This is a genomic window from Mycobacterium scrofulaceum (assembly GCF_001667885.1).
GTDB lineage: Bacteria > Actinomycetota > Actinomycetes > Mycobacteriales > Mycobacteriaceae > Mycobacterium > Mycobacterium scrofulaceum_C.
In genome coordinates this window covers 1-26,288 of the sequence record NZ_LZJW01000110.1, presented here as the reverse complement: position 1 = coordinate 26,288, position 26,288 = coordinate 1, and the positions used below count along the sequence as shown (strand labels likewise).

The following is a 26,288-nucleotide window of genomic DNA, read 5'->3' as shown; positions in this document are numbered from 1 at the left end:
CCGTGGTGATCGTGCGCGAGGACCGCCCCGGCGACAAACGCCTCGTCGGCTACATCACCGGCACCGCCGACCCCACCGAACTGCGCACCGCGCTGGCCCAACGCCTGCCCGGCTACATGATCCCCACCGCCATCGTCACCCTCCCCACCCTGCCCACCACGGTCAACGGCAAACTCGACACCCGCGCACTCCCGGCGCCGGAATACGCCGCGTCGGGGTACCGCGCCCCGACCAATCCCACCGAGGAGATCCTGGCCGGCATCTACGCCCAGGTGCTCGGCGTCGACCGCGTCGGCATCGACCAATCGTTCTTCGACCTTGGCGGAGACAGCATCTCGGCGATGCGCCTGATCGCCGCGGTCAACACCGACCTGGACGAATACCTGTCGGTGCGCGCCGTGTTCGAGGCGCCCACCATCGCGCAGCTGGCCCCCCGCATCGGTGAGGGCGCGGGCCGGCTCGAGCCATTGGTCGCCGGTCCGCGGCCCGCGGTGGTCCCGCTGTCGTTCGCGCAGAGCCGGCTGTGGTTCCTCGACCAATTGCAAGGCCCCTCACCGGTTTACAACATGGCGGCGGCCATGCGGCTGCGTGGCCCGCTCGACGCGCGGGCGCTCGGTGCCGCGCTGGCCGACGTGGTGGCCCGCCACGAAAGCCTGCGGACCGTGTTCGCGGCGCCCGACGGAGCGCCGCAGCAGGTGGTCATCCCCGCGGAGCACGCCGATTTCGGCTGGCACGTCGTCGACGCCGGCGGCTGGTCGGCGAGCCGGCTGGACGAGGCCGTCAAGGCGGCGGCCCGCGACACCTTCGACCTGTCGACCGATATCCCGTTGCGGGCCTGGCTGTTCCGCGTCGCCGACGACGAACACGTGCTGGTGGCCGTCGTCCACCACATCGCCGCCGACGGGTGGTCACTGCGGCCGCTGACCGCCGATCTGGGCGTCGCCTACGCCAGCCGATGCGCCGGGGAGGCGCCCCAGTGGCCCGAATTGCCGGTCCAATACGTCGATTACACCCTGTGGCAGCGCGACCAGTTCGGCGACCTGAGGGATCGCGACAGCCGCATCGCCGGTCAGCTCGCCTACTGGGAAAGGGCCCTGGCGGGCATGCCGGAGCGGCTGCAGCTGCCCACCGATCGGCCCTACCCCCAGGTCGCGGACCAGCGCGGCGCCACCGTTGCCATCGACTGGCCGGCCGACCTGCAGCAGCAGATCACGGCGGTCGCCCGCGAACACAACGCGACCAGCTTCATGGTGGTGCAGGCCGCCCTGGCGGTGCTGCTGTCCAAGGTCAGCGCGAACACCGATGTGGCAGTGGGCTTCCCGATCGCCGGGCGCCGCGACCCCGCCCTCGACGACCTGGTCGGGTTCTTCGTCAACACCCTGATCCTGCGGGTCGACGTGGCCGGCGACCCCACCTTAGCCGAGCTGTTGGACCGGGTGCGGACCCGCAGCCTCGAGGCCTTCGAGCATCAGGACGTGCCCTTCGAGGTGCTGGTGGAGCGCGTCAACCCGACCCGCAGCCTGACCCATCACCCGCTGATCCAGGTGATGCTGGCCTGGCAGAACTTCGGCGGCCAGGACAGCGACCCCGCAACCGGATTGGCGCTGGGCGACGTCCGGGTCTCCTCGATCCCGCTGGACACCCAGGTCGCCCGCATGGACCTGACGTTCTCGCTGGCCGAACGCTGGACCGAGGCCAACGAGCCCGCCGGCATCGGCGGACGGGTCGAGTTCCGCACGGACGTGTTCGACGCCGACAGCGTCGAGACGCTGGTCGCGCGGCTGCAGCGGGTGCTGGCGACGATGACGACCGACGCCACCCGCTCGGTGTCGTCGGTCGACCTGCTCGACGCGGCCGAACACGCCCGGCTCGACGAGATCGGCCACCGTGCGGCGCTCACCGCGCCGGGCGCCGTGCCCGCGTCGATACCCGAAGCGTTCGACGCCCAGGTCGCCCGCACCCCGGATGCGTTGGCGCTCAGCTGCGCCGGCTCTTCGTGGAGCTATCGCGAGCTCGACGAGGCCGCCAACCGCGTAGCCCACCTGCTGGTTGGCCGCGGCGCCGGCCCGGGACGATGCGTGGCGCTGCTGTTCGACCGCTCGGCCGAGGCGATCGTGGCGATCCTCGCGGTGCTCAAGAGCGGCGCCGCCTACCTGCCGATCGACCCCGCGCACCCCGCGGCCCGGATCAGCTTCATGCTCGCCGACGCCGCCCCAGTCGCGGCGCTCACCACCACCGAGCTGGCCGCCCGGCTGGACGAGCACGACGTGGCCGTCATCGACATGGCCGACCCCGTCGTCGACGCCCAGCCCGCCACGGCGTTGCCCGCGCCGAGCGCCGAGGACATCGCCTACCTGATCTACACCTCGGGCACCACCGGTGTGCCCAAAGGCGTTGCCGTGAGCCACCGCAACGTCACCCAGCTGATGGCCTCCGCGGACTCTGCCCTGCCGGCCGGCGGGGTGTGGTCGCAGTGGCACTCCTACGGCTTCGACGTGTCGGTGTGGGAGATCTTCGGCGCCCTGCTCCGCGGCGGGCGCCTGGTGGTGGTCCCCGACGCGGTGGTCCGGTCCCCGGAGGACCTGCACGCGCTGCTCGTCGCCGAGCGGGTCAGCGTCCTGAGTCAAACTCCCTCCGCCGCAACGATGTTGGATCCGCGCGGCCTCGAGTCCGCGGCACTGGTGGTGGCCGGCGAGGCCTGCCCGGCCGAACTGGTCGACCGCTGGGCGCCCGACCGGGTGATGATCAACGCCTACGGGCCCACCGAAGCCACCGTGTACGCGGCGATCAGCGCGCCCTTGCGGGCCGGGTCCGCCGTGGTCCCGATCGGCTCCCCGGCGGCCGGGGCGGCGCTGTTCGTGCTCGACGAGTCCCTGCGGCCGGTGCCCCCCGGCGTCGTCGGCGAGTTGTACGTCGCCGGCGCCGGCCTGGCCCGCGGCTACTGGCGGCGGGCGGCGCTGACCGCGTCGCGGTTCGTCGCCTGCCCGTTCGGCGGGGCCGGGGCGCGCATGTACCGCACCGGCGACCTGGTCTGCTGGGGCGCCGACGGGCAGCTGCAATACCTGGGCCGCGCCGACGAGCAGGTCAAGATTCGCGGCTACCGCATCGAGCTCGGCGAAATCCGGGCGGCGCTGGCCGAGCTCCCCGGGGTGCGGCAGGCGGCCGTCGTCGCGCGCGAGGACCGGCCTGGAGACAAGCGCCTGGTCGGCTACGTCACCGGGCGCGCGGATCCCGCCGACCTGCGCGCCCGCCTGGCCGATCGGCTGCCCGCCTACATGGTTCCGGTGGCCGTGGTGGCGCTCGACGCGTTGCCGCTGACCCCCAACGGCAAGCTCGATGCCCGCGCCCTGCCGGCGCCCGAATACTCCGACGCCGACCACTACCGCGCGCCGAGCACCCCCGTCGAGGAGACCTTGGTCGGCATCTTCGCCCAGGTGCTCGGCGTCGAGCGGGTGGGCGTCGACGACTCCTTCTTCGACCTGGGCGGCGACAGCATCTCGTCGATGCAGGTGGTCACCCGCGCGCGCGCCGCGGGCCTGGCGTGCCGCACGCGGGACGTCTTCGTCGAGCAGACGGTCGCCCGCCTGGCCCGCGTGGTCGCGGCGGTCGACGGCGAGGCGGGCGAGGCCGACGAGGGCACCGGGCACCTGCCGGCGACCCCGATCATGCGGTGGCTGCAGGGCGTGAACGGTCCGGTCGACCAGTTCAACCAGACGATGGTCGTCGAGGCGCCCGCCGGGGTCACCGAGGCCGACGTGGCGGCGGTGGTGCAGGCCCTGCTGGACCGGCACGCCATGCTGCGGCTGCGGGTCGGCGACGAGTGGTCGTTGACGGTGCCCGAGGCGGCGGCGGTGGATGCGGCCGACCGCCTGCGCACGGTCGAGGCGCTGTCCGATACGGCCGTCGTGGCGGCGCGGTCCCGGCTGAACCCCGCCGACGGGGTGATGCTCAGCGCGCTGTGGGTCACCTCCACCCGCCAGCTGGTGCTGATCATTCACCACCTGGCCGTCGACGGCGTGTCCTGGCGAATCCTGTTGGAAGACTTGAACATCGCCTGGGCCCAGCATCGTGACGGGCAGCCGGTGGCGTTGCCGCCGGGCGGCACGTCGTTCGCCCGCTGGGCCGCCCTGCTGAGCCGGCACGCGCACGCCCCGGCGGTGGTCGAGCGCGCCGATGACTGGCGGCGGATCGCGGCGACACCGCCCGCGTTGCCGGCCGTGCGACCCGAGGCGGACACGTACGAAACCGCCGAGCACCTGTCGGTGGAACTCGACGTGGAGACCACCCGCATCCTGCTCGGCGAGGCGCCGGCGGCGTTCCATGCCGGGGTCAACGACATCCTGCTGATCGGCTACGCCCTGGCGTGGGCGGAGTTCCTGGGCAACGACGGCGCGCCGGTCGGCATCGACGTCGAGGGCCACGGGCGTCACGAGGAGCTGGCCGCCGGCGTGGACCTCTCGCGCACCGTCGGCTGGTTCACCACCAAATACCCGGTCTCGTTGACGGTCGACGAATTGCCTTGGGCGCAAGTGCTTTCCGGCGCGCCGGCGCTTGGCGCGGTGCTCAAGCGCGCCAAGGAACAGCTGCGCGCCGTGCCGGACCCGCTGACCTACGGCCTGCTGCGCTACCTGAACGCCGAGGTCGACCTCGACGGCCCCGACCCGTCGATCGGCTTCAACTACCTGGGCCGGTTGGGCGGCGCGGCCGGCGAGATGTCCGACCAGCTGTGGCGGATCTCCCGGGACGGCTCGGCGGTCACCGCCACCAGCACGGCGGTGCCCATGCCGCTGATGCACACCGTGGACCTCAACGCGGGCACCGCCGACGGCGAGGCGGGCCCGCAGCTGCACGCGAACTGGACGTGGGCGCCGTCGGCCGTGGACCGCGAGCAGGTCATCCGGCTGAGCCGGCTCTGGTTCGAGGCGCTGACCGGCATCTGCGCCCACGTGCGAGCCGGCGGCGGCGGCCTGACCCCCTCGGACGTCCTGCCGGCCCGGTTGTCCCAGGAGCACATCGACGAGCTCGAGCGGCGAAACCCGATCGCCGACGTGCTGCCGCTGACCCCGCTGCAGCAGGGACTGCTCTACCACGCCACCACCACCCGGGCCCGCGAAGACGACCTGTATGTGGTGCAGCTGGACATGAGCGTGAGCGGCCCGCTCGACCCGGACCGGCTGCGTGCCGCGGTGCAGACCGTGGTGGACCGGCATCCGCACCTGGTCGCCCAATTCCGCGAGGAGTTCGACGAGCCGGTACAGGTCATCCCCGCGAAACCCGCGATGGCGTGGCGGTACGTCGAGCTCGACGCCGGCGACGGCACCGACGAACGCGTCGGGGAACTCTGCGCCGCCGAACGCGCCGCCGTCTACGACCTGGCCGACCAGCCGGCCTTCCGGGTCGCGATGGTCCGCACCGGCGCGGACCGGCACCGGCTGGTGCTCACCATTCACCACATCGTGTTGGACGGCTGGTCCGTGCCGATCCTGGTGAACGAGACGTTCGCCAGCCTCACCGGCCAGCGGCTGGCCCCGCCTGCCCCGTATCGCCGCTTCGTCACGTGGCTGGCCGACCGCGACCTCGACGCCGCCCGGGCGGCGTGGGCCGAGGTGCTCGCCGGCTTCGACACCCCGACGCTGGTCGGGCCGCCGCAGCAGTCGGAGCTGGGCGCCCGGGGCCTCGCGACATTCGCGTTGTCGGCGGACATTACCCGCGCGCTCGGCGAACTGGCCCGGTCCTGCCAGAGCACCGTCAGCACCGTGCTGCAGGCCGCATGGGCGCAGCTGCTCACCTGGCTGACCGGCAACTTCGACGTCGCCTTCGGCACCACGGTCTCCGGCCGGTCGGCCGACGTGGTCGGCGCCGAGTCGATGGTGGGCCTGCTGATCAACACGATCCCGGTGCGCGCCCGCATCACCCCGGCCACCCGCACCACGGACCTGCTCGAGCAGCTGCAGCGCGCGCACAACGACACCCTCGAGCACGAGCACCTGTCGCTGACCGACATCCACCGGATGACCGGTCACGACAAGCTGTTCGACACGCTGTTCGCCTACGAGAACTATCCGCTGGAAACGTCGGCGATGGCGGTCAACCACGAGCTGTCCATCACCGACTTCAACGTGTTCGAACGCAACCACTACCCGTTGACGGTGCAAGCCGCCCTCTCGGGGGACCGGCTCGGTCTGCGCGTGGAATACGACGCCGGCGTCTTCGACGCGCGCATCATCGAGGCACTCACCGAGCGGCTGCAGCGGGTGCTGGTCGCGATGACCACCGACCCGACCCGGCGGTTGTCCTCGGTGGACCTGCTCGACGCGGCGGAGCGGGCCCACCTGGACGGGCTCGGCAACCGGGCGGCGCTCACCCGGCCGGCGCCCGCCGCGGAGTCGATCGTGGACGTGTTCGCCGACCACGCCACACACCAGCCGGACGCCGTGGCGGTCGCCTGGGACGACCTGTCCATGACCTACCGCGAACTGGACGAGGCGGCGAACCGGTTGGCGCACCGGCTCATCGCCGAGGGTGCCGGCCCGGGAGAGTCTGTGGCCCTGCTGTTTTCGCGGTCAGCCCAGGCGATCGTGGCGATCCTGGCTGTGCTCAAGACCGGCGCGGCGTATCTGCCGATCGACCCCGCCGCTCCGGGTGCGCGGATCAGATTCATGCTCGACGATGCGGCGCCGATCGCCGCGATCACCACCGGTGGATTGAGGTCGCGGCTGGACGAGCGCGACGTGCGGGTCGTCGACATCGAGGACCCGTCGATCGACGGCTATCCGGCCACTCCGCTGCCGGCGCCCGCCGCCGACGGCGTTGCGTACGTCATCTACACCTCGGGGACCACCGGGGTGCCCAAGGGCGTGGCGGTCACGCATCGCAACGTGACGCAGCTGATCGGCTCCCTCGACGCCGGCCTGCCCAACCCGGGCGTATGGACGCAATGCCACTCGTACGCCTTCGACGTTTCGGTGTGGGAGATCTTCGCGCCGCTGCTGCGCGGCGGGCGTGTGGTGGTGGTGCCCGAGTCGGTGGTGCGCTCGCCGGACGACTTCCGCGCGCTGCTGCTCGACCAAGGGGTCACCGTGCTGACCCAGACGCCGTCGGCGGTGGCGACGCTTGATCCGGCGGGGCTGGATTCGGTGGCGCTGGTGATGGCCGGTGAGGCCTGCCCGGCCGAGGTCGTCGACCGCTGGGCGCCCGGGCGGGTCATGGTCAACGCCTACGGCCCCACCGAGACCACGATGTGCGTCGCCATCAGCGCGCCGCTCACGCCCGGCTCGGGGACGCCGCCCATCGGCTCGCCGGTAGCGGGCGCGGGACTGTTCGTGCTCGACGCCTGGCTGCGCCCGGTGGCGCCCGGGGTGGTCGGCGAGCTGTACGTGGCCGGCACGGGCGTGGCCACCGGTTACCTCGGACGTGCGGGCTTGACCGGGTCGCGGTTCGTGGCGTGCCCGTTCGGCGAGCCCGGCGCGCGGATGTACCGCACCGGCGACCTGGTGCTCTGGAGCGCCGACGGTCAGCTGGTGTACGTGGGCCGCGCGGACGAGCAGGTCAAGATCCGGGGCTACCGCATCGAGCTGGGCGAGGTCCAGGCCGCGCTGGCCCGGCTCGACGGCGTCGACCAGGCGGTGGTGATCGCCCGCGAAGACCGTCCCGGTGAGAAACGGCTGGTCGGGTACGTCACCGGCACGGCCGACCCGGCCGAGGCGCGCACCACGCTCGCCGGACGACTCCCGGTCTACATGGTCCCGGCGGTCGTCCTGGCACTCGACGCGCTGCCACTGACCCCCAACGGCAAGCTGGACGTCCGCGCCCTGCCCGCACCGGAGTACACCGGCCGCGGATACCGGGCCCCGTCGAACGCGAGCGAGGAGATCCTGGCCGGCATCTTCGCCGGGGTGCTCGGTGTCGAGCGGGTGGGCGTCGACGACTCCTTCTTCGACCTGGGCGGCGACAGCATCTCCGCGATGCGGTTGATCGCCACGGTCAACACCGCGTTGGCCGTCGACCTCGCGGTGCGCACCCTGTTCGACGCGCCCACGGTGAGCGACCTGAGTCAGCGCCTGGCGACGGGCACGGCCGCCGACGACGAGGTCACCCCGGTGCAGACCCTGAGGCAGGGCGCCGGAGTTCCGGTGTTCTGCATCCATCCCGCGGGCGGCGTCAGCTGGCCGTATCGAGTCCTCGGCACCTACCTGGACTGCCCGATCATCGGGATCCAGCAGATCGAGGACGAAGCCGAACGCCGCTCGATCCGGGAGATGGCCAAGATCTACGCCGACCGGCTGCAAGAGGCGTACCCGGCCGGGCCCTACAACCTGCTCGGTTGGTCGTTCGGCGGCGTGATCGCCCACGAACTCGCGGTCGAACTGCAACGGCGCGGATGCGTCGTCGCCCGCCTGATCCTGCTCGACGCCCAACCGGCCATCGACGACGGTGTCGCCTCACCGGACGACGACCTGGGCGAGCAACGGGTCATGGCCGAGGCCTCGTCATCGCAGCGGCTTTTCGAACTGCTGACCCGGAATCTGCGCAAGAACGTCGAGCGGTACCGAGCCCACCGGCCGAGGCTGTTCACCGGCGACGTCACCATCGTCGCCGCCACGCGCGGCGAGCCCGACCGCGGCGCGTTCCTGGCGAAGTCCTGGCGGCCCCACGTGTCCGGTGAGATCCTCAGCTACTCGATCGACTGCGCGCACGACGACATGCTCAGCGCGCATTCGGTGGCGCTGTACGGGCAACGGCTCAGGCATTTGCTGGTCCTGGCGGAACGCCGCCTGGAATTGGCCCACGGCGGCCAGCACGGCGCTCGGGACGACAAGCTGCCCGGCGAGCGCGCCGGATAACCCGCCGCGCTAATTGCCGACCACGGCCTTGTGTTGGGGGCAATACGACGCCACCGAAGCGCCGAGAAGGTAGCCGGCCTCGCGTACCGACAGATCGGTGGCGCGTACGACGTTGAGCACCAACGAGGTTGGCGTTTTGCCCTTGTCGAGTCCGGCGCACATGTTGTGCCCCGCGGCGATCGCGGCGCCCCGATCGGTGAAAACGATCCCGCTCCGCTGAATTTCGGCGATGAAGGAATCGTCGATGTGATCGGCGGAAGCCGGTGCCGCGAAAAGCGATGCGGCCCCGGCGGCCGCGCCGAACGTCAACCACATCGCGGCATGCGCTTTCATTCGGCTCACGGTCTTCCTCGATGTGACGACGGGGTGTCCTAAGGGTGGCTGCACAGTAACCAGAACCGGCGCATCTTTCCCGCCGCCGCCAAGCCCGCCACCTCACAAGAATCGGGCTGGTGAGCCGCGACGACCGTGCGGCCGACGCGGCAATGCGCCCGACGGCCGAGCCGGGAAAGGCGTAGAAACCCGTTGCACTACCTGGTTTTCGATTTCGACGTCAACGAATGGCGGCGCCCGCGGGGCGGACGGCGAGAGCAGAGCGCAACCAAGATTTAACAGTCGGGGGAGCGGCGCGATCAGAAAGCGGCCCGCCGGCGCGCGATTCCGGCCGCTGATTCGCTCGCGTGCCGAGGACCCGCCCGCCGGGCGCTGGGAGGGCCGGCCGCCGCCGCGACGATGCATCTCACAGTGGCCGTTCGGGCGCGCAGCAAGCGCCTTCGGTATGGTCCAAGGAGTGTGCGGAGTCACCGGGGAGGTAAGGCTCGACGGGCGGGTGCCCGACGTAGCAGCGGTGTCCGCAATGGCCGCCGTGATGACCCCAAGGGGCCCGGACGCGTCCGGCGCCTGGTCACAGGGGCGGGTTGCGCTCGGTCATCGTCGGCTCAAAATCATCGACCTCAGCGAGGCCGGCGCGCAGCCGATGGTCGACTCGGAGCTGGGCCTGGCCATCGCCTTCAACGGCTGCATCTACAACTACAAGGAACTGCGCCGCGAACTCGCCGGCCACGGCTACCGGTTCTTCTCGCACAGTGACACCGAGGTCCTGATCAAGGCCTATCGCCACTGGGGCGACGACTTCGTCAGCCATTTGCACGGCATGTTCGCCTTCGCCATCGTCGAGCGCGACAGCGGCCGGGTGCTGCTCGGCCGTGACCGGCTGGGGATCAAGCCGCTCTACCTGACCGAGGACAGCCACCGGATCCGCTTCGCCTCGGCCCTGCCGGCGCTGCTGGCCGGCGGCGGCGTGGACACCCGCATCGACCCGGTCGCCCTGCACCACTACATGACGTTCCACTCGGTGGTTCCGGCGCCGCTGACCATCCTGCGCGGGGTCCGCAAGGTGCCGCCCGCGTCGCTCGTCGCGATCGAGCCCGACGGCCGGCGCACCGTCACCACCTACTGGACCCCCGACTTCACCCGGCACGACGACCGCGCCGCCTGGTCGGAAACCGACTGGGAAGAGGCCGTGTTGGACGCGCTGCGCGTCGCGGTCAAGCGCCGGCTGGTCGCCGACGTGCCGGTCGGCTGCCTGCTGTCCGGCGGCGTCGACTCCAGCCTGATCGTCGGCCTGCTCGCCGAGGCCGGCCAGCACGGCCTGATGACGTTCTCCATCGGTTTCGAGTCGGCCGGCGGCGTCGAGGGCGACGAGTTCCGGTGGTCGGACATCATCGCCAAGCGCTTCGAAACCGACCACCATCAGATCCGCATCGGGACCGACCGGATGCTGCCGGCGCTCGACGGGGCGATCGGCGCGATGAGCGAGCCGATGGTCAGCCACGACTGCGTCGCCTTCTACCTGCTCAGCCAGGAAGTGGCGCGGCACGTGAAGGTCGTCCAGTCGGGCCAGGGCGCCGACGAGGTGTTCGCCGGCTACCACTGGTACCCCCCGATGGGCTCGCCGGCCGCGGCCTCGCTGGAGGGCTCGGTAGCCGAGTACCGCGGCGCGTTCTTCGACCGCGACCCGGCCGAACTGGCGGGCCTGCTGGGTCCGGGCATCATGGCCCCGGACGACCCCAGCGAGCGCTTCGTCACCGAGCACTTCGCGCGCGCGGGCGCCGAGACGGGCGTCGACCGCGCGCTGCGGCTGGACACCACCGTCATGCTGGTGGACGACCCGGTGAAACGGGTCGACAACATGACCATGGCCTGGGGCCTGGAGGGCCGCGTCCCGTTCCTCGATCACGAGCTCGTCGAGCTGGCGGCGACCTGCCCGCCGGAGCTGAAGATCGCCCACGACGGCAAGGGCGTCCTCAAACAGGCCGCGCGACGGGTGATCCCGTCGGAGGTGATCGACCGGCCCAAGGGCTACTTCCCGGTTCCGGCGCTGACCCACCTGGAGGGGCCCTACCTCGACATGGTGCGCGACGCCCTCTACGCGCCGGTGGCCAAGGAGCGCGGCCTGTTTCGCACCGAGGCGGTCGACGCGCTGCTGGCCGACCCCAACAGCAAGCTGACCCCGCTGCGCGGCAACGAACTCTGGCAGATCGCCCTGCTCGAACTCTGGCTGCAGCGGCACGGCATCACGGGTCCGGTGGCATGACCGAAACCGATCCCTCTGGCGATCACACCGAGGCGATCACGATGGGCCTGCACGACGCCTCGCCGCCGGAACTGGTGGAGGCGATGGCCAAGGACGTCGAGCTCGAATTGGGCTGGGGCCGGCTGATTTTCGGTCAGACGTTCGCCGACTCCCACGAACTGGTCGAGGCGCTGCGCCGGGAGGGGCCCGGGCGCCGCGACATCTGCATCTACGCCCGCGAATCCCACGTGGTGGTCGCCGAGGCGCCGACCGAGCTCTTCATCGACCCCAGCCACACCTATCGGCTGCGCTTCACCGACGCGATGAAGAGCGAGGACCTGTCCCCGGCGGCGCTGGGCGTGACCGTGCGCACGCTGAACGACCCGGTCGACGCCGACGCCATGAACCGCGTCTACGTCCGCTGCGGGATGGTCCCGGCCGGCGTCGACGTCATCTGGAACAACCACCTGAACGTCCCCGCGGTGACCTACCTGCTGGCGGTGCGGGACGCGGACGGCGCCGTGGTGGGCACCGTCACCGGCGTCGACCACGAGTTGCTGTTCTCCGACCCCGAGCAGGGGTCGAGCCTGTGGACCTTGGCCGTCGACCCGGCGGCCGGGCTGCCCGGCATCGGCGCGGCCCTCACCCGCGCGCTGGCGGAGCGGTTCCGCAACGCGGGCCGCGCCTACATGGATCTGTCGGTCGCACACGACAACGCGGCCGCGATCGGCCTGTACGAGAAGCTGGGTTTCCGCCGGGTTCCGGTGCTGGCGATCAAGCGCAAGAACGCGATCAACGAGCCGCTGTTCAGCCCGCCGCCCGAGACGGTCGACGATCTCAACCCCTACGCCCGGATCATCGCCGACGAGGCGCTGCGCCGCGGCATCTGGGTCGAGGTGCTCGACGCCGAGACCGGCGAGATGCGCCTCACCCACGGCGGCCGCAGCGTCATCACCCGCGAATCGCTGTCCGAATACACCTCGGCGGTCGCCATGTGCCGCTGCGACGACAAGCGCCTGACGCGGCGCCTGGTCTCCGAGGCGGGCATCACGGTGCCGCGCGCCCGCCTGGCCACCTTCGACGAGGGCGACTACAACTTCCTCACCGAGGTCGGCGAGGTCGTCGTCAAACCGACCCGGGGCGAGCAGGGCAAGGGCATCACGGTCGGCGTGACCGCCGACAACGGTCCCGAAGAGCTGGCGGCCGCCCTGGCCCGCGCCCGCCAGCAATACCCGGACGTGTTGATCGAGCAGCGGGTGCAAGGCGACGACCTTCGGCTGGTGGTGATCGACGGCCGGGTGGTCGCCGCCGCGCTGCGGATGCCGCCCGAGGTGATCGGCACCGGGGAGCACAGCATCCGCGACCTGATCGCGGCCGAAAGCCGGCGGCGCTCCGCGGCCACCGGTGGCGAATCCCGCATCCCGCTCGACGACCTCACCGAGTCGACGGTCGCCGAGGCGGGCTGGACGCTGGACGACGTGCTGCCCCAGGGCACCCGCCTGCGCGTGCGCCGCACCGCCAACCTGCATCAGGGCGGCACCATCCACGACGTCACCGCGGTGGTGAACTCCGAACTGTGCCGGGTCGCGGTGACGGCGGCCGAGGCGATCGGCATTCCCGTGACGGGCATCGACCTGCTGGTACCCGACGTCACCGGCGCCGAGTACGCCTTCATCGAAGCCAACGAACGGCCGGGGCTGGCCAACCACGAACCGCAGCCCACGGCCGCGGCCTTCATCGACTTCCTGTTCCCCGGCCACCCGGGCCAGCCGCAAGCCTGGACGCCCGAGGAGTCGCGCGCCGACCGCAGTTGAGGCTTGCCATCTGCTTCGCTTGGGTAAGAAGAAGATTACTCAGAGAGGAGCCAGATGAGCGGAAGCGCGCAGACCGGAACGATTACCACCCATGTGCCCGCGCGCCTGGACAGGCTGCCGTGGTCGCGATTCCACTGGCGCGTCGTCATCGGGCTGGGCGGGGTGTGGATCCTGGACGGGCTCGAGGTCACGATGGTGGGCAACGTGTCCGCCCGCCTCACCGAAAAGGGCAGCGGCATCGACCTGAACGCCGCGCAGATCGGCATGGCGGCCGCGTTCTACATCGCCGGTGCGTGCCTGGGCGCGTTGTTCTTCGGCCACCTGACGGACCGGTTCGGGCGGCGCAACCTGTTCATGCTCACACTCGCCGTCTATCTGGCCGCCACCGTCGCGACCGCATTCGCCTTCGCCCCTTGGTATTTCTTCGTCGCGCGGTTTTTCACCGGCGCAGGCATCGGCGGCGAATACGCCGCGATCAATTCGGCCATCGACGAGTTGATCCCCGCCCGCCTGCGCGGCCGCGTCGACCTGATCATCAACGGGACCTACTGGCTCGGTTCGGCCGCGGGCGCGGCCGGCGCCCTCGTCCTGCTCGACACGTCGAACTTCGCCCCCAACATCGGCTGGCGGCTGGCCTTCGGCGTCGGGGCGATCTTCGGCATCTTCGTGCTCCTCGTGCGGCGCAACGTCCCCGAGAGCCCGCGGTGGCTGTTCATCCACGGCCGCGACCAGGAGGCCGAGCGGGTCGTCGGCGAGATCGAGGAGGCGGTGCGCCAAGAGACCGGCGAACCCCTGCCCGAGCCGCAAGGCCGCGGACTCAAAATCCGCCAGCGCGAGACGATCTCGTTCCGCGAGATCGCCCGGGTGGCGTTCAAGCTCTACCCGCAGCGCGCGATCCTGGGGCTGGCGCTGTTCACCGGGCAGGCGTTCCTCTACAACGGCGTGACGTTCAATCTGGGCACGCTGTTGAGCGGGTTCTACGGCGTGCCGTCGGGGAAGGTGCCGCTGTTCTTCATCCTGTGGGCGCTGAGCAATTTCGTCGGGCCGCTGGCGCTCGGCCACCTCTTCGACACCGTCGGCCGCAAGCCGATGATCACGGCCACCTACCTCGGGTCCGCCCTCGTTGCCGTCGTCCTCGCGGTCCTGTTCGTCACCCGGACCGGCGGCGTCTGGGCATTCATCGGCGTCCTCGCGGTCGCGTTCTTCCTGGCGTCGGCGGGCGCCAGCGCCGCCTACCTGACGGTCAGCGAGATCTTCCCGATGGAGACCAGGGCGCTGGCGATCGCGTTCTTCTACGCGGTGGGAACCGCGATCGGTGGCATCACGGGTCCGCTGCTGTTCGGGCAGCTGATCAACTCCGGGGAACGCGGGCAGGTGATGTGGTCGTTCCTGACGGGCGCCGCGGTCATGGCGATCGCCGGCCTGGTCGAACTGCGGCTCGGCATCGCGGCCGAACGGCGGCCCCTCGAAGAGCTGGCCCTGCCGTTGACGGTGGACGACGCCGAGCCCGACGACCGCGGACCGTCTTCTGTTTGAAACCATCGCGGCGATACCGGTGACGCGGACGTAACAAATCCGCCATCGAGAGTTCCTAGTGTGAGTCGGTCCACTAGACGGGGGCCCTCAGCGATAGGAATTCCATTGAGCGGTAACGCGGTCCGCCTTCAGGCGATCAACAATGTCGAGGCATACGTTCCTCCGGCCATCAGCTTCGTGCCGGGCGAACTGCCGGGGGAGATCTTCGGCTCCAACGTCTTCACCAAGGCGGAGATGCAGGCGCGGCTGCCCAAGGCGGTGTACAAGTCCGTCGTGGCGACCATCGACAAGGGCGCCAAACTCGACCCCGCGGTCGCCGACGCGGTCGCGGTCGCGATGAAGGATTGGGCGCTGGAGAAGGGCGCCACCCACTACGCGCACGTCTTCTACCCGATGACCGGGCTCACCGCCGAGAAGCACGACAGCTTCTTGGAGCCCGTCTCCGATGGGCAGACCCTCGCCGAGTTCGCCGGCAAGACCCTGATCCAGGGCGAGCCCGACGCGTCGAGCTTCCCGTCGGGCGGGCTGCGCAGCACCTTCGAGGCGCGCGGCTACACCGGTTGGGACGTGACCAGCCCGGCCTACGTGCTGGAGAACCCGAACGGCAACACGCTCTGCATCCCGACGGTGTTCGTGTCGATGACCGGGGAGGCGCTCGACTACAAGACGCCCCTGCTGCGCAGCCAGCAGGCGATGGGGATTCACGCCGAACGCATCCTGAAACTGTTCGGGCACACCGACCTCAACAAGGTGGTGTCCTTCTGCGGGCCGGAGCAGGAGTACTTCCTCGTCGATCGCCACTTCTTCCTGGCGCGGCCGGACCTGATCAACGCCGGCCGAACCGTGTTCGGCGCCAAGCCGCCCAAGGGCCAGGAATTCGACGACCACTACTTCGGCTCGGTGCCCGAACGGGTGCTCGGCTTCATGATGGACACCGAACGGGAGCTGTTCAAGCTCGGCATCCCGGCCAAGACCCGGCACAACGAGGTGGCCCCGGGCCAGTTCGAGGTGGCCCCGATGTTCGAGCGGGCCAACATCGCCTCCGACCACCAGCAGCTGCTGATGACGGTGTTCAAGACGATCGCCAAAAAGCATGGGATGGAATGCCTTTTCCACGAGAAGCCGTTCGCCGGGGTCAACGGCTCGGGCAAGCACGTCAACTTCTCGGTGGGCAACGCGGAGCTGGGCTCGCTGCTGGTGCCGGGCGACACCCCGCACGAGAACGCCCAATTCCTGGTGTTCTGCGCCGCGGTGATCCGTGCCGTGCACAAGTTCGCCGGACTGCTTCGCGTCTCGGTCGCCTCGGCCACCAACGACCACCGATTGGGCGCCAACGAGGCGCCCCCGGCGATCATCTCGATCTTCCTGGGCGAGCAGCTCGCCGACGTCTTCGAGCAGATCGCCAAGGGCGCGGCGACCTCGTCAAAGGGCAAGGGCACCATGATCATCGGCGTCGACACGCTGCCGCCGCTGCCGACCGATCCCGGCGACCGCAACCGGACCAGCCCGTTCGCGTTCACCGGCAACCGGTTCGAGTTCCGGGCGCCGGGCTCGGGGCAGACGGTCGCCGTGCCGATGATCGTGCTCAACACGATCATGGCGGACTCGTTCGACTACATCGCAACGACTTTGGAGAAGGCCGTCGACGACGGCGAGGACTTCGACGCGGCGGTGCAGAAGCTGCTGACCGAGATCATCACCGATCACGGCGCGGTGGTGTTCAACGGCGACGGATATTCGGAGAACTGGCAGATCGAGGCGGCCGAGCGCGGATTGCCCAACCTCAAGACGACGCTGGACGCGATTCCGGAACTCATCAAGCCCGAATCGGTCGAAGTGTTCGAGAAGTACGGGGTTTTCAACGAGCGTGAGCTGCACAGCCGCTACGAGGTCCGCCTCGAGCAGTACGCGTTGACCATCGGCGTCGAGGCGAAGCTGGCCCTGGAGATCGGTACCACGGTCATCCTGCCCGCCGCGCTGCGCTATCAGACCGAGCTGGCCCAGAACGTCGCGACGTTGAAGGCGGCCGGGGTGGAGCCGGACATGGCCGCGCTGGAAGCGGTTTCGGCGCCGCTCGCCGACCTCACCGCCGCGCTGACGACGCTGAGGGCGGCACTGTCGAAGCACTCGGCGGAATCGGGGCTCGACGAGGCCAAGCACGCCCAGGAGGCGCTGCTGCCGGCGATGGACGCGGTGCGCACGGCCGCCGACGCGCTGGAAGGCGTTGTGGCCGACGACCTGTGGCCGCTGCCCACCTACCAGGAGATGCTCTACATCCTCTGAGGGCCGAGTGCCCCGCCAATCCGTGCTGCACTCACGCCTTTAGACCAGCGGTTCAACGGGGCACCTGTACCAGCGGCTGACCACCGATCTGACCCCAGCACCCAGCCGGGTCGCGCCCGTTCTTGACCTGGTCGTTCAGGCAGTTGAAGATCGCGATCCGCAGATCCGGTGGCGGCTGGTTGGCGCGTTGCTCGGCCGCCAACCGATTCTGCTCGGCGGTCTTGACGTCCTGCTGGGCGTTGATCGTCTCCTGAACCTTCTGGTTGTAGGCGTCGATACGCTGCTGGGTCGGTTGGTCGTAGAAGATCCGCGGAATCCGGACGTCGAGGATCTCGATCTCGGAACCCACCGCGTCCTGCAGGTCCTTCTTGACCTGGGCGGCCATCGCGGGTAAGTCCGCGCCCTGGGCCGGCGCGGGCATTTGCGCCGCCCCGCCCGGCGCGTTCGCCGCGGCGGCCAGCATGACCTGCGGGTTGAACGTCGCGAACACCTTGGACAACGCGACCTGGGCCTGCCTGTCTACCAATTGCTCTTTGATCGTCTGGAATACGTTGGCCCCGCCGTAATCCTGGAACAACTTGGGCGCGGCGCCCTCGCGCAGCCGCCAGTTCAGGTTCTCGTCGACGTAGGCGTTGGAGTTGTTGGCCAGCCGCACATTGATGGCCGCCGGGTTGTTGTTCGCACCTTTGCCCTGGCTGGCGTCGTCATAGCTGTTGGACTCGAACGCCTGCAATTGAATCGCTTCCGAGAGCTCACTGACCTTGCGCCACGGCGCATGCCAGACGATCCCCGCGCCGTGCACCCCCACCGGCTTGCCGAACTCGGTGATGATTCCGACGTTGCGGGTGTCTACCCGGTCATAGGCGCTGATCAGCGTGAAGATCACGCCGAACAAGCCGGCGGTGGCCGTGATGGCCCACCACGTCAACCTCGTCTTGGCGCCGAGCAAGGCGCCCGCGGTGAGGGCCGCGATCGCCACCAGGAACAACAGGATCGCCAAAATCCACCAGCCAGGCACGACATTCCTTTCCTTGCATTGAGATCCGGCGGGAATTGCTTGACAGGGGGTGAGCGCAAGAGGAAGTGAAGCGCGTGAAAAGCACCATGTGGCACCCCTTTAGGCCGGTGCGGAGAGCGTACCCCCCAGCCACCGGACGGACAGCGGGATCTCGCGCGCTGGGCCGTGGGGATCAGCCGTAGGCGTCCCACCAGGTGTGCAGGTCCTCGACGGTGGCGGGGTCCCCGTAGACGTCGCTGAGCATCAGCTTCTCGTCGTTGGTCCAGATCACGTTCGGGTGGTTGTTGTAGGTGCCGCAGGCGATCAGCCCGGCCATGTCGTTGGGGGTCTGGTCGTAGTGCCAGCTGACGGGTGAGCGTCCCTCGCCGGGGCAGTTCACCAGGCTGACGTTGGCGATGTCGTCGTTGAAGGCCTTCTTCAGCTTGTTGGGCGTCGCGAACAGCCCGTAGGTGGCGTGGCTGGGGCCGCCGGGCTGGGTGTTCTGCCCGCAGGTCACCATCGCGACCGCGTGCACCCAGATGCTGCCCGACTCCGGGGTGGCGGGCGTGCACGTGCCGGCCAGGTAGCCGGGCGGCAGCAGGCTGATCAGCCGCGCCTGGTCGTCGTTGGGGGCGACGCTGGACGGCGGCGGGGTTTTCGCCGGGGTCGACTTGGCGTGCCGCTGCCCGGACGGTTGCAGCGCAAGCCAGATGCCGACGGCGCAGAGGGCGACGACGACCGCCACGGCGGCGGCCACGATCGGCCAGCGGGTGCGTTTGTGCGGTGCGGCCGGCGAGCCCGGCTCCGGCGGGCCCGCGTCCGGGGTGACGATCTCGCTCTGGCGCAGAATCGTTTCGGCGCGTTGGCGTTCCGGGTTGCTGAGCGCCCGGTGAGCGGCCTCGGCGAGGGCGCCGGCGGTGGGGTAGCGCTCGATCGGGGCTTTGGCCATGCCGCCGGCGATCACCGCGTCGAAGGCCGGGCTCACCCCCGCGCCTTGCTCGCTGGGTTTGGGTATGGGCTGCATCATGTGGGCGCTGACCAGCATGCCGGTGCTGTCGGCGGGGTAGGGCGGCGTCGCGGTCAGGCATTCGTAGAGCACGCAGGCCAGCGCGTAGACATCGGCGCGCGGCGTCACCTCTTCGCTCGAAAAGCGTTCGGGCGCCATGTATTTCAGGGTTCCGACGGCGGTGCCCAGTTGGGTGAGCTTCTCGTCGGAGCTGGCGCTGGCGATCCCGAAGTCGACCAGATAGGCGAAGTCGTCACCGGTGATCAGGATGTTCTGCGGTTTGACGTCGCGGTGGGTCACCCCGGCGGCGTGCGCGGCGTCGAGGGCCGAGGCGATCTGGTGGACGATGGCCACCGCCCGCGGCGCCGGCAGTGGCCCCTCCCGCTCGAGCAGGCTGCCCAGGTCGGTCCCCTCGATGAGGCGCATCTCCAGGTACAGCTGCCCGTCGATCTCGCCGTAGTCGTGGATCGGCACCACGTGCGGCTCCAACAACCGGCCGGTGATCCGCGCCTCGCGCTCCATTCGCTTGCGGAACACCGGATCTCCGCTGAACGTGTGCGACATCAGCTTGAGCGCCACCGTCCACTGCTTGACGGTGTGCTCGGCCTCGTAGACCTCGCCCATCCCGCCGCGGCCGAGCAGTCGGTTGAGGCGGTACGGGCCGAACATCGTCCCCACCCGCGAGCCTTGCGCGCCGGTCATCGAGTGACTCCCATCAACGGATCATGAGGGTGAGCGCACACCGATCTCACCGCAGAAACGTACAACATCGCCCCGGCACGCGTCGGGCGCGCGATCAGTGGGTCGGGGGAGCGACCTGCGTGACGGTGCCATCCGGGGCCAAAACGATGGTGCCGCTGAGGGCGCCGTCGCTGACGTTGATCTGAAGGTGCAAGCCGCCGTCCTTGCGGGACTCGATCGCCAGGAAGATCCGGTTGGCGTCGTAGATGTGCAGGGTCTGGGGCGCCTGCTGCACGACGTCGACGACCGCCTGCACGTCGAACTTGCTGAGATCACCGACCACCAAGCGGGATGACACGGCGTTCTCGGGGCCGACGTTGGCCCAATTGCCGTCGCGACACAGCCAGCTCACCACCTTCTGGGGGTTCGCCGTGTCCGGACGCATGACCACCACCTGGGTTTGGTAGATGTTCAGCTGATAGCCCAGGGTGTCGCCGAACTGGGTGCGCATCTGCGCCAGCACCCCGCTCACGCCGCTCAGGCTCAGCAGCTGCGGCGGCGGAGGCGTCGGGGTGGTCGTCATCGCCGCGGAGCTGCTGGGGGCCGCGCTCGGGGCGGCGGATGGCGCTGGGGCCGAAGGGGTGTCGCGCTGCAGTCCCCAGGCGATACCGCCGCCGATCAGCACCACAGCGACGGCCGCGGCCACCCCGACCCGGCGCCTACTGATTCCGGAGGTCGACGACGGCGGTCGCGCGGCGGCCGGGTGGATCTGCAGGTCGGCCAGCAGCGACCCCAGCTCGCGCAGCGTGGTGGCCCTGGTGGCGGCGCTTACGCGCTCGCGGTGCTCTTCGGTCGACAACTGACCGTCGCCGAGCGCAGCGTCGAGCGCCTCGCAGGTCCGGTTTCGGTCGGTGTCGCTCGCCCGGGTGTCATCGATCATCGCCCGCTACCCGATGAGCTTCGTCAGCCAGGTCGGGTCGGAATAGTTCACCGACGCGGTGCCGTCCCACACGAAGGGCGTCGAATTGGCGTTCAGCCCGGACAGCGTCGCGTAGCCGGCCGCGGACTTCGCCTTGCCCGTGCCGACGTCGTCGCCGGCCTTGATGCACGTCAGCACGTCGGCGTCGGCCCCGACGTTCTTGGCCAGCTGGGCCAGTTCGCCGTCGGTGCGGTCCTCCGCGCCGTCCTCCGCCGGCTGGAAGTTGCTGGCGAACAAGCCCGAATAGAAGGCGGCGTAGGTCTTGGCGTCGTTTTGCCCCGCGACGCAGTACGACGCCGCCACCGCCCGGGTCGAGTAGTTCTTGCTGTGCGACTTGTCGTCGAGGAAGTCGAGCAGGTGATAGCGCACCGCGAGCTTCTTGTTGTTCACGGCGGTGTCGATGTCGCCCGCATTGGACCGGATGAAGCTGCCGCACGGCGGGCAGATCGGTTCGTTGAAGATGTCGATGGTCGTCGACGCGGCCGAGCTGCCCACGAACACGCCGTCGTCGAGCACCCGCAGCGCGACGGCGTCCGCCGGCGGCGGCGGCTTGGTCGGCTCCGGCGGCGACGCCGATTCCCAGGGCCGGACGACGGCGAGCACGACGCCCACGATCGCCGCCAGGGCGGTGCCGACGACACCGACCCATATCCACGGTTTTCTGCTCGGCCGTGGCGGTTGCCCCCAAGGCGCGCCGATCGGTCCGCCGGTGCTGGGGCCCCAGGTGGGGGCGCCGCCCCATCCGGTCGGCTGGGGGACCGGGCCGCCGGGAGGCGGGGACGCCCACATCGGGCCGGACGAGGGGGCGTGCGCGGGAGCGGCCTGGGCGATCCCGGCGGACTGCTGGCTGGCGAACGCGGCCGGCATCCGCGCCACCTGGCTGCGCTGCAGGATGTCGGTGGCCCGGTCCTGGTCCGGTTCGGCTAGCGCCGCGTAGGCGGCCGCCGACAGGTCACCGCAGGTGGCGTAGCGGTCCGCGGGATCCTTGGCCATGCCGCGGGCGATCACGCCGTCGAAGGCGACCGGGATGCCGGGCCGCGCGGCGCTGGGTTTCGGGATCGCCTGGTGCAGGTGGGCGCCCATCACGCTCACCTGGTCACCGGTGTACGGCGGGGATCCGGTCAGGCACTCGTACAGGACGCAGGCCAGCGCGTAGATGTCGGCGCGATGCGTGACGTCGGAGTCGCTGAACCGCTCGGGGGCCATGTATTTGACCGTGCCCACGGTGGTGCCGATCTGGGTGAGCTTCTCGTCCGCGGTGGCGCTGGCGATGCCGAAGTCCACCAGGTACGCGAAGTCGTCACCGCTCACCAGGATGTTCTCCGGCTTCACGTCGCGATGCAGAACCCCGGCGGCGTGGGCGGCGTCGAGCGCCGAACCGATCTGGCGCACGATGGCCACCGCCCGCGGCGGAGACAGCGGCCCGTACCGGCCGAGCATGCCGGCCAGGTCCTTGCCGTCGATCAGGCGCATGTCGACGTAGAGCTGGCCGTCGATCTCGCCGAAGTCATGAATCGGCACGACGTGCGGTTCCTGCAACCGGCCCGCGGTGCGGGCCTCCCGCTGCATGCGGGAGCGGAAGACGGGGTCGTTGGACAGCGTCTGCGACATCAGCTTCAGCGCGACGGTGCGCTCGCGGACCGTGTCCTCAGCCTCGTAGACATCACCCATGCCGCCGCGACCGATCAGCCGCCGCAGCAGATATGGCCCGAACTGCGAACCCTCCCGCGAATCCGCGGTCGTGTCACCCATCCCGACTCCTCAGTCACCGACCGTGCGCAGGCATAAGGCTAAGGTTTCGCAGCCGGCTGGGCACGGCGAATAGCGAAAGCCAGCTAATCCGGGCGTCGGGATTAACGGAGTTCGTCGTCACCGCCCGCGCGTTCGGTCAGCCCCTCGCGGGACAGCGCGCGGACGAATCCGAAGGCCTGCATCCCGGCGGGGCCGGGGTTTTCGGTGATCCAGTCGTTGATCTTGCCCAGCGCGTTGGCCAGGTCGTCGCGCTTGACGCGGATCAGGTAGGTCAGTCGGTCGTCGTCCGGATCGTCGAGGGATTCCGCGACGGCGACGGGATTCTTGAAGGCGTACGCGATCCCGTGCACGGCGTCGTTGTTCAGCGCCCACCGAAGTTCGCTGGGCCGCAGCCGGTTCACCGCCAGATTGCGGTAGTCATGGTCGTCGTTTGAGCTGCTCACCTGGCCGATAATCCTCCTCTGTGTGGCTCGAGAAAGTGGACGGCGAGGATCTGAAAACCATGCCGCGCAGGCGATTCGATATGGGTGTGCAACCGGGCATTTCCATCATAGGAAGGGCTTTCCGCTGCTGCATGTCGAGCGGGTCAGCGGCGGTATCGCAAGAACACGTAGCCGTCGCAGACCAGCGCGTGCTCGAGGCGCATCGCGACCGGTGTGGGCAGCGGCGACGCGCTCGGGCGCAGGCCCACCGGCTGGCTCGCGGCGAGCTTGGGGGCCAAAGTCACGCAGATCTCATCGACGGCGTCGGCCTCCACCAGTTCGTCGAGCACGGTCGGGCCGCCCTCGCACAGGATGCGGTGCATGCCCCGCGCGCGCAGCAGCGCGACCGCGCGTGCCACGTCCACGGTGTCCTCGCCGGCCACCAGCACCCGCCGCCCGTCGCCGGGGTCCTCGCGCGCCGCTGCCCCCGCGCAGGTCACCACGATGGGTGGCTGATCGGGGTTGCCGAGCAGCCTGGCGGGCAGCCGCCCGCTGCGGCTGATCACCGCGATCGGCGGCGGTGGGCCTGGGGCCGCGTCGGTGAGCCGCACCGGTCCGTAGTTCTCGGCGCGGGCGGTGCCCGCGCCCACCAGGACCACGTCGGCGAAGCCCCGCAGGGCCTTCAGGAGCTGTTGATCGGTTGGGCACGACAGCGGTCCGGCCCGGCCGCCGAACGCGGCGGCGCCGTCGGCGCTGAAGATCATGTTGACCCGCACCCCCTGCGGCGGGTCGGCGTAGAACGGTGCGAGTTCGGTGATGTCGGCGACGGTGCCCACGCGGGGGGCCACGGCTACGCCTCGTGACCGGGTTCCAGGTGCCCCACGTCGCCGAAGGACACCCAGGTTTCCAGCTCCCGCGGCGGGCGGCCGTCCATCGGCGCGAGCAGATGCCCGACGTGGTCGCCGAGGGAGAACCGCTCGAGGATCTCGCCGGCGAACCAGGCGGCCGCGTCGTCGAGGATGGGCAGGTGCGCCGGGCCGCTGTGCCAGGAGCAGCGGTCGAACTTGTTGATGGTGTCGCCGGTCTGGCTGCCGAACAGCTCGACGACGTCGAGGTGCTCGTGGTCGAACACGTGCACGGCCAGGTGAGTCGCCTTGGTGGCGACCCGGAAGGTGTGGTTCTTGCGGGACAGGCCCACCAGGAAGCGGGGTGGGTGGATGCTGGTCTGGCTCGCGAAGCCGACCAGGCAGCCCGCCGCGACGCCGTCGGCGTGCGTCGTGACGACGAACATCGGGTAGTTCAGCACCGCGACCAGCTTTTCGAACGCGTCTTCTCCCGGGTTGGCCATCCGGTCAGTCTTCCCGTTCGGCCCGCGCGGGAACCGCGGGGTGCGGTCTAGGCCTGGCAGCAGGCCGCTTCGGCCTCGTCGGTGCTGGGTCCGAACGTGTCGGAGTCGGCGATGACGGTGTAGACCTCCCAGCGTTCCCCGCCGGGGCCGGTGACCCACACCTTGTCCTGGTTGGCGAAGCAGCAGGTGGTGTCGAGTTCCTCCCGGGTCAGCAGGCCGCGCTCGGCCAGGCGCGCGATTTCGGCGTGCACCGTGTCGCTGGACGCGACCTCCACGCCGAGGTGGTTGAGGCTGCCGCTGTGACCGGGGTTCTCGATCAGCACCAGTTTGAGTGGGGGTTCGGCGATCGCGAAGTTGGCGTAGCCGGGTTTGACCTTGGCGGGTTCGGCGTTGAACAGCTTGGAGTAGAACGCGATTGCCTCGTCGAGGTCTTCGACGTTGAGGGCGAGTTGCACACGAGACATGAGGTGTCCTTTCTTCGGTGCGCGTTAAGGGGTTGTGGCGGGCAGGAGTTCGGCGATCAGCGCCTCGACGCGCCGGGCGATGTCGGCGCGGATCGCGCGCACGGTGGCCAGCGACTGGCCTGCGGGGTCGGGAACTTTCCAGTCGCGGTAGGACACTCCGGGGAAGTAGGGGCAGGTGTCGCCGCAGCCCATGGTGATCACGACGTCGCTGGCCCGCACGTCCGCGGTGGTGAGGACACTCGGGTCGGCCGCGGTGATGTCGATGCCCAGCTCCGCCATGGCGGCGACCGCGACGGGGTTGACCTCGTCGGCGGGTTGCGTTCCGGCGGAACGAACTTCGATGCGGCCCGCGGACAGCCGGCTCAGCAGTGCGGCGGCCATCTGGGAGCGCCCGGCGTTGTGCACGCAGACGAACAGGACGCTGGGTTTACCGGTCATCGGCGAAACCCCGCAGCGCGAGCGAAACGTAGACCAGCCCGACCAACACCGGCACCTCGATCAGGGGGCCGACAACCCCGGCGAGGGCTTGCCCGGACGTCACGCCATAGGTCGCGACGGCCACCGCGATGGCCAGCTCGAAGTTGTTGCCGGCGGCGGTGAACGCGAGCGTGGCGGTGCGGGCGTAACCCAGGCGCAGCGCGTGCCCCAGGGCATAACCGCCCGCCCACATGATCGCGAAGTAGGCGAGCAGCGGGATCGCGATACGGGCGACGTCCCATGGGCGGGAGGTGATCTGACGGCCCTGCAGGGCGAAGAGAAGCACGATGGTGAACAGCAACCCGTACAGGGCCCACGGTCCGACCCGGGGGAGAAACCGCGTCTCATACCAGTGGCGGCCCCGGAACCGTTCGCCGAGCCGGCGCGAGGAGTATCCGGCCAGCAGCGGAACCCCGAGGAAGACGAGCACCGCCTGGGCGATGTGCCATGGGGAGACGTCGATCCCGGTTCGGGGCAGGCCCAGCCACCCGGGCAGTGCCGACAGGTAGAACCAGCCCAGCGCGGCGAACATGACCACTTGGAACAGCGAGTTCAGGGCGACCAGGACGGCCGCCGCCTCGCGGTCCCCACCGGCCAGGTCGTTCCAGATGATGACCATCGCGATGCAACGCGCGAGCCCGACGATGATCAAGCCCGTGCGGTATTCCGGGAGGTCCGGCAGCAACGTCCAGGCCAACGCGAACATCACCGCCGGCCCGATGACCCAATTGAGCAGCACGGAGGTGACCATCAGCTTGCGGTCGGCGGTGACTTCGTCGAGCCGGTCGTAGCGAACCTTGGCCAGCACGGGGTACATCATGACCAGCAGGCCAACCGCGATTGGCAGCGAAACCCCTTGCACCGCAGCGGCGCCGAGGACCGACCCCAGCCCCGGCGCGATTCGGCCCAGCGCCAGGCCGGCGGCCATCGCCGCGCCGATCCACACCGGTAGGAACCGGTCCATGGTCGGCAGGCCGGTCGCGACCGCGGTCGGTGCGCCCGTCATGGACTCAGCACCGACGAAAGTTGCTGCAGCGCACCGGGAATCACCCAGTAGTACACCCAGGTGCCACGTCGCTCGCAGTCCAGCAGCCCGGCCGAGCGCAGCAGC

General features: G+C 70.0%; 14 protein-coding genes and 2 pseudogenes. 5 read left to right on the top strand and 11 right to left on the bottom strand.

The features are described from left to right. A partial coding sequence (locus tag A5681_RS17215; protein WP_156738023.1) for a non-ribosomal peptide synthetase occupies positions 1-8,843 on the top strand: 8,843 nt, incomplete at its 5' end. Between the two features lie 9 nt (positions 8,844-8,852). Here A5681_RS17215 and A5681_RS17210 read toward each other — a convergent pair. Continuing rightward, a complete protein-coding gene (locus tag A5681_RS17210) occupies positions 8,853-9,176 on the bottom strand; it encodes a DUF732 domain-containing protein (RefSeq protein WP_067277443.1) in 324 nt (107 codons plus the stop codon). 457 nt (positions 9,177-9,633) lie between these two features. Here A5681_RS17210 and A5681_RS17205 point away from each other — a divergent pair, with 457 nt between their 5' ends. The 4 genes from A5681_RS17205 (at position 9,634) to A5681_RS17190 (ending at position 17,051) form a co-directional block, all read left to right on the top strand. After that, positions 9,634-11,439 (top strand): N-acetylglutaminylglutamine amidotransferase, encoded by a 1,806-nt coding sequence (locus A5681_RS17205; protein ID WP_067277440.1) that lies wholly within the window; start codon positions 9,634-9,636, stop codon positions 11,437-11,439. Beyond that, positions 11,436-13,232 carry an N-acetylglutaminylglutamine synthetase gene (gene ngg, locus A5681_RS17200; protein ID WP_067277436.1) on the top strand — a complete coding sequence of 599 codons (1,797 nt, stop codon included), beginning with the start codon at positions 11,436-11,438 and terminating at the stop codon, positions 13,230-13,232. The genes A5681_RS17205 and ngg overlap by 4 nt, the downstream gene beginning before the upstream one ends. A gap of 54 nt (positions 13,233-13,286) precedes the next feature. Continuing rightward, positions 13,287-14,768: an MFS transporter gene (locus tag A5681_RS17195; protein ID WP_067277433.1), complete on the top strand. Its 1,482-nt coding sequence runs from the start codon at positions 13,287-13,289 to the stop codon at positions 14,766-14,768. Positions 14,769-14,873: 105 nt separating this feature from the next. Further along, positions 14,874-17,051: a glutamine synthetase III gene (locus tag A5681_RS17190; protein WP_067277430.1), complete on the top strand. Its 2,178-nt coding sequence runs from the start codon at positions 14,874-14,876 to the stop codon at positions 17,049-17,051. A gap of 52 nt (positions 17,052-17,103) precedes the next feature. On the opposite strand, the gene A5681_RS17185 is transcribed toward A5681_RS17190, so the two are convergent. The 10 genes and pseudogenes from A5681_RS17185 to A5681_RS17135 form a co-directional block, all read right to left on the bottom strand. Next, entirely contained in the window at positions 17,104-18,069 is a 966-nt protein-coding gene (locus tag A5681_RS17185) for an SPFH domain-containing protein (protein ID WP_197498627.1), read from the bottom strand. Between the two features lie 172 nt (positions 18,070-18,241). Then, a complete protein-coding gene (locus tag A5681_RS17180) occupies positions 18,242-19,756 on the bottom strand; it encodes a serine/threonine-protein kinase (protein ID WP_067277424.1) in 1,515 nt (504 codons plus the stop codon). 94 nt (positions 19,757-19,850) lie between these two features. Beyond that, positions 19,851-20,675 carry a DUF1707 SHOCT-like domain-containing protein gene (locus A5681_RS17175; RefSeq protein WP_067277421.1) on the bottom strand — a complete coding sequence of 275 codons (825 nt, stop codon included), beginning with the start codon at positions 20,673-20,675 and terminating at the stop codon, positions 19,851-19,853. 6 nt (positions 20,676-20,681) lie between these two features. Next, complete coding sequence (locus tag A5681_RS17170) at positions 20,682-22,466, bottom strand: serine/threonine protein kinase PknE (protein WP_067277416.1); 1,785 nt, start codon at positions 22,464-22,466, stop codon at positions 20,682-20,684. 101 nt (positions 22,467-22,567) lie between these two features. Beyond that, positions 22,568-22,909 carry a hypothetical protein gene (locus A5681_RS17165; RefSeq protein WP_067277412.1) on the bottom strand — a complete coding sequence of 114 codons (342 nt, stop codon included), beginning with the start codon at positions 22,907-22,909 and terminating at the stop codon, positions 22,568-22,570. A 143-nt stretch (positions 22,910-23,052) separates the two neighbouring features. After that, positions 23,053-23,736 (bottom strand): pyrimidine reductase family protein, encoded by a 684-nt coding sequence (locus A5681_RS17160; protein WP_067277408.1) that lies wholly within the window; start codon positions 23,734-23,736, stop codon positions 23,053-23,055. Between the two features lie 2 nt (positions 23,737-23,738). Continuing rightward, positions 23,739-24,236 carry a flavin reductase family protein gene (locus tag A5681_RS17155; protein ID WP_067277405.1) on the bottom strand — a complete coding sequence of 166 codons (498 nt, stop codon included), beginning with the start codon at positions 24,234-24,236 and terminating at the stop codon, positions 23,739-23,741. Between the two features lie 47 nt (positions 24,237-24,283). Next, positions 24,284-24,700: an ArsI/CadI family heavy metal resistance metalloenzyme gene (locus A5681_RS17150; protein WP_067277402.1), complete on the bottom strand. Its 417-nt coding sequence runs from the start codon at positions 24,698-24,700 to the stop codon at positions 24,284-24,286. Positions 24,701-24,724: 24 nt separating this feature from the next. Continuing rightward, positions 24,725-26,183: pseudogene (gene arsB / locus A5681_RS17140) on the bottom strand (ACR3 family arsenite efflux transporter). Then, positions 26,180-26,288, bottom strand: a pseudogene (locus A5681_RS17135) (transcriptional regulator); the annotation flags it as partial. The pseudogenes arsB and A5681_RS17135, both read right to left, overlap by 4 nt.

What these genes read in the sequence shown, in the direction of transcription:
- A5681_RS17170 (WP_067277416.1), bottom strand. Translation starts at nt 22,466, where the DNA reads ATGGGTGACACGACCGCGGATTCGCGGGAGGGTTCGCAGTTCGGGCCA.
- A5681_RS17180 (WP_067277424.1), bottom strand. Translation starts at nt 19,756, where the DNA reads ATGACCGGCGCGCAAGGCTCGCGGGTGGGGACGATGTTCGGCCCGTAC.
- A5681_RS17195 (WP_067277433.1), top strand. Translation starts at nt 13,287, where the DNA reads ATGAGCGGAAGCGCGCAGACCGGAACGATTACCACCCATGTGCCCGCG.
- A5681_RS17150 (WP_067277402.1), bottom strand. Translation starts at nt 24,700, where the DNA reads ATGTCTCGTGTGCAACTCGCCCTCAACGTCGAAGACCTCGACGAGGCA.
- ngg (WP_067277436.1), top strand. Translation starts at nt 11,436, where the DNA reads ATGACCGAAACCGATCCCTCTGGCGATCACACCGAGGCGATCACGATG.
- A5681_RS17175 (WP_067277421.1), bottom strand. Translation starts at nt 20,675, where the DNA reads ATGATCGATGACACCCGGGCGAGCGACACCGACCGAAACCGGACCTGC.
- A5681_RS17155 (WP_067277405.1), bottom strand. Translation starts at nt 24,236, where the DNA reads ATGGCCAACCCGGGAGAAGACGCGTTCGAAAAGCTGGTCGCGGTGCTG.
- A5681_RS17210 (WP_067277443.1), bottom strand. Translation starts at nt 9,176, where the DNA reads ATGAAAGCGCATGCCGCGATGTGGTTGACGTTCGGCGCGGCCGCCGGG.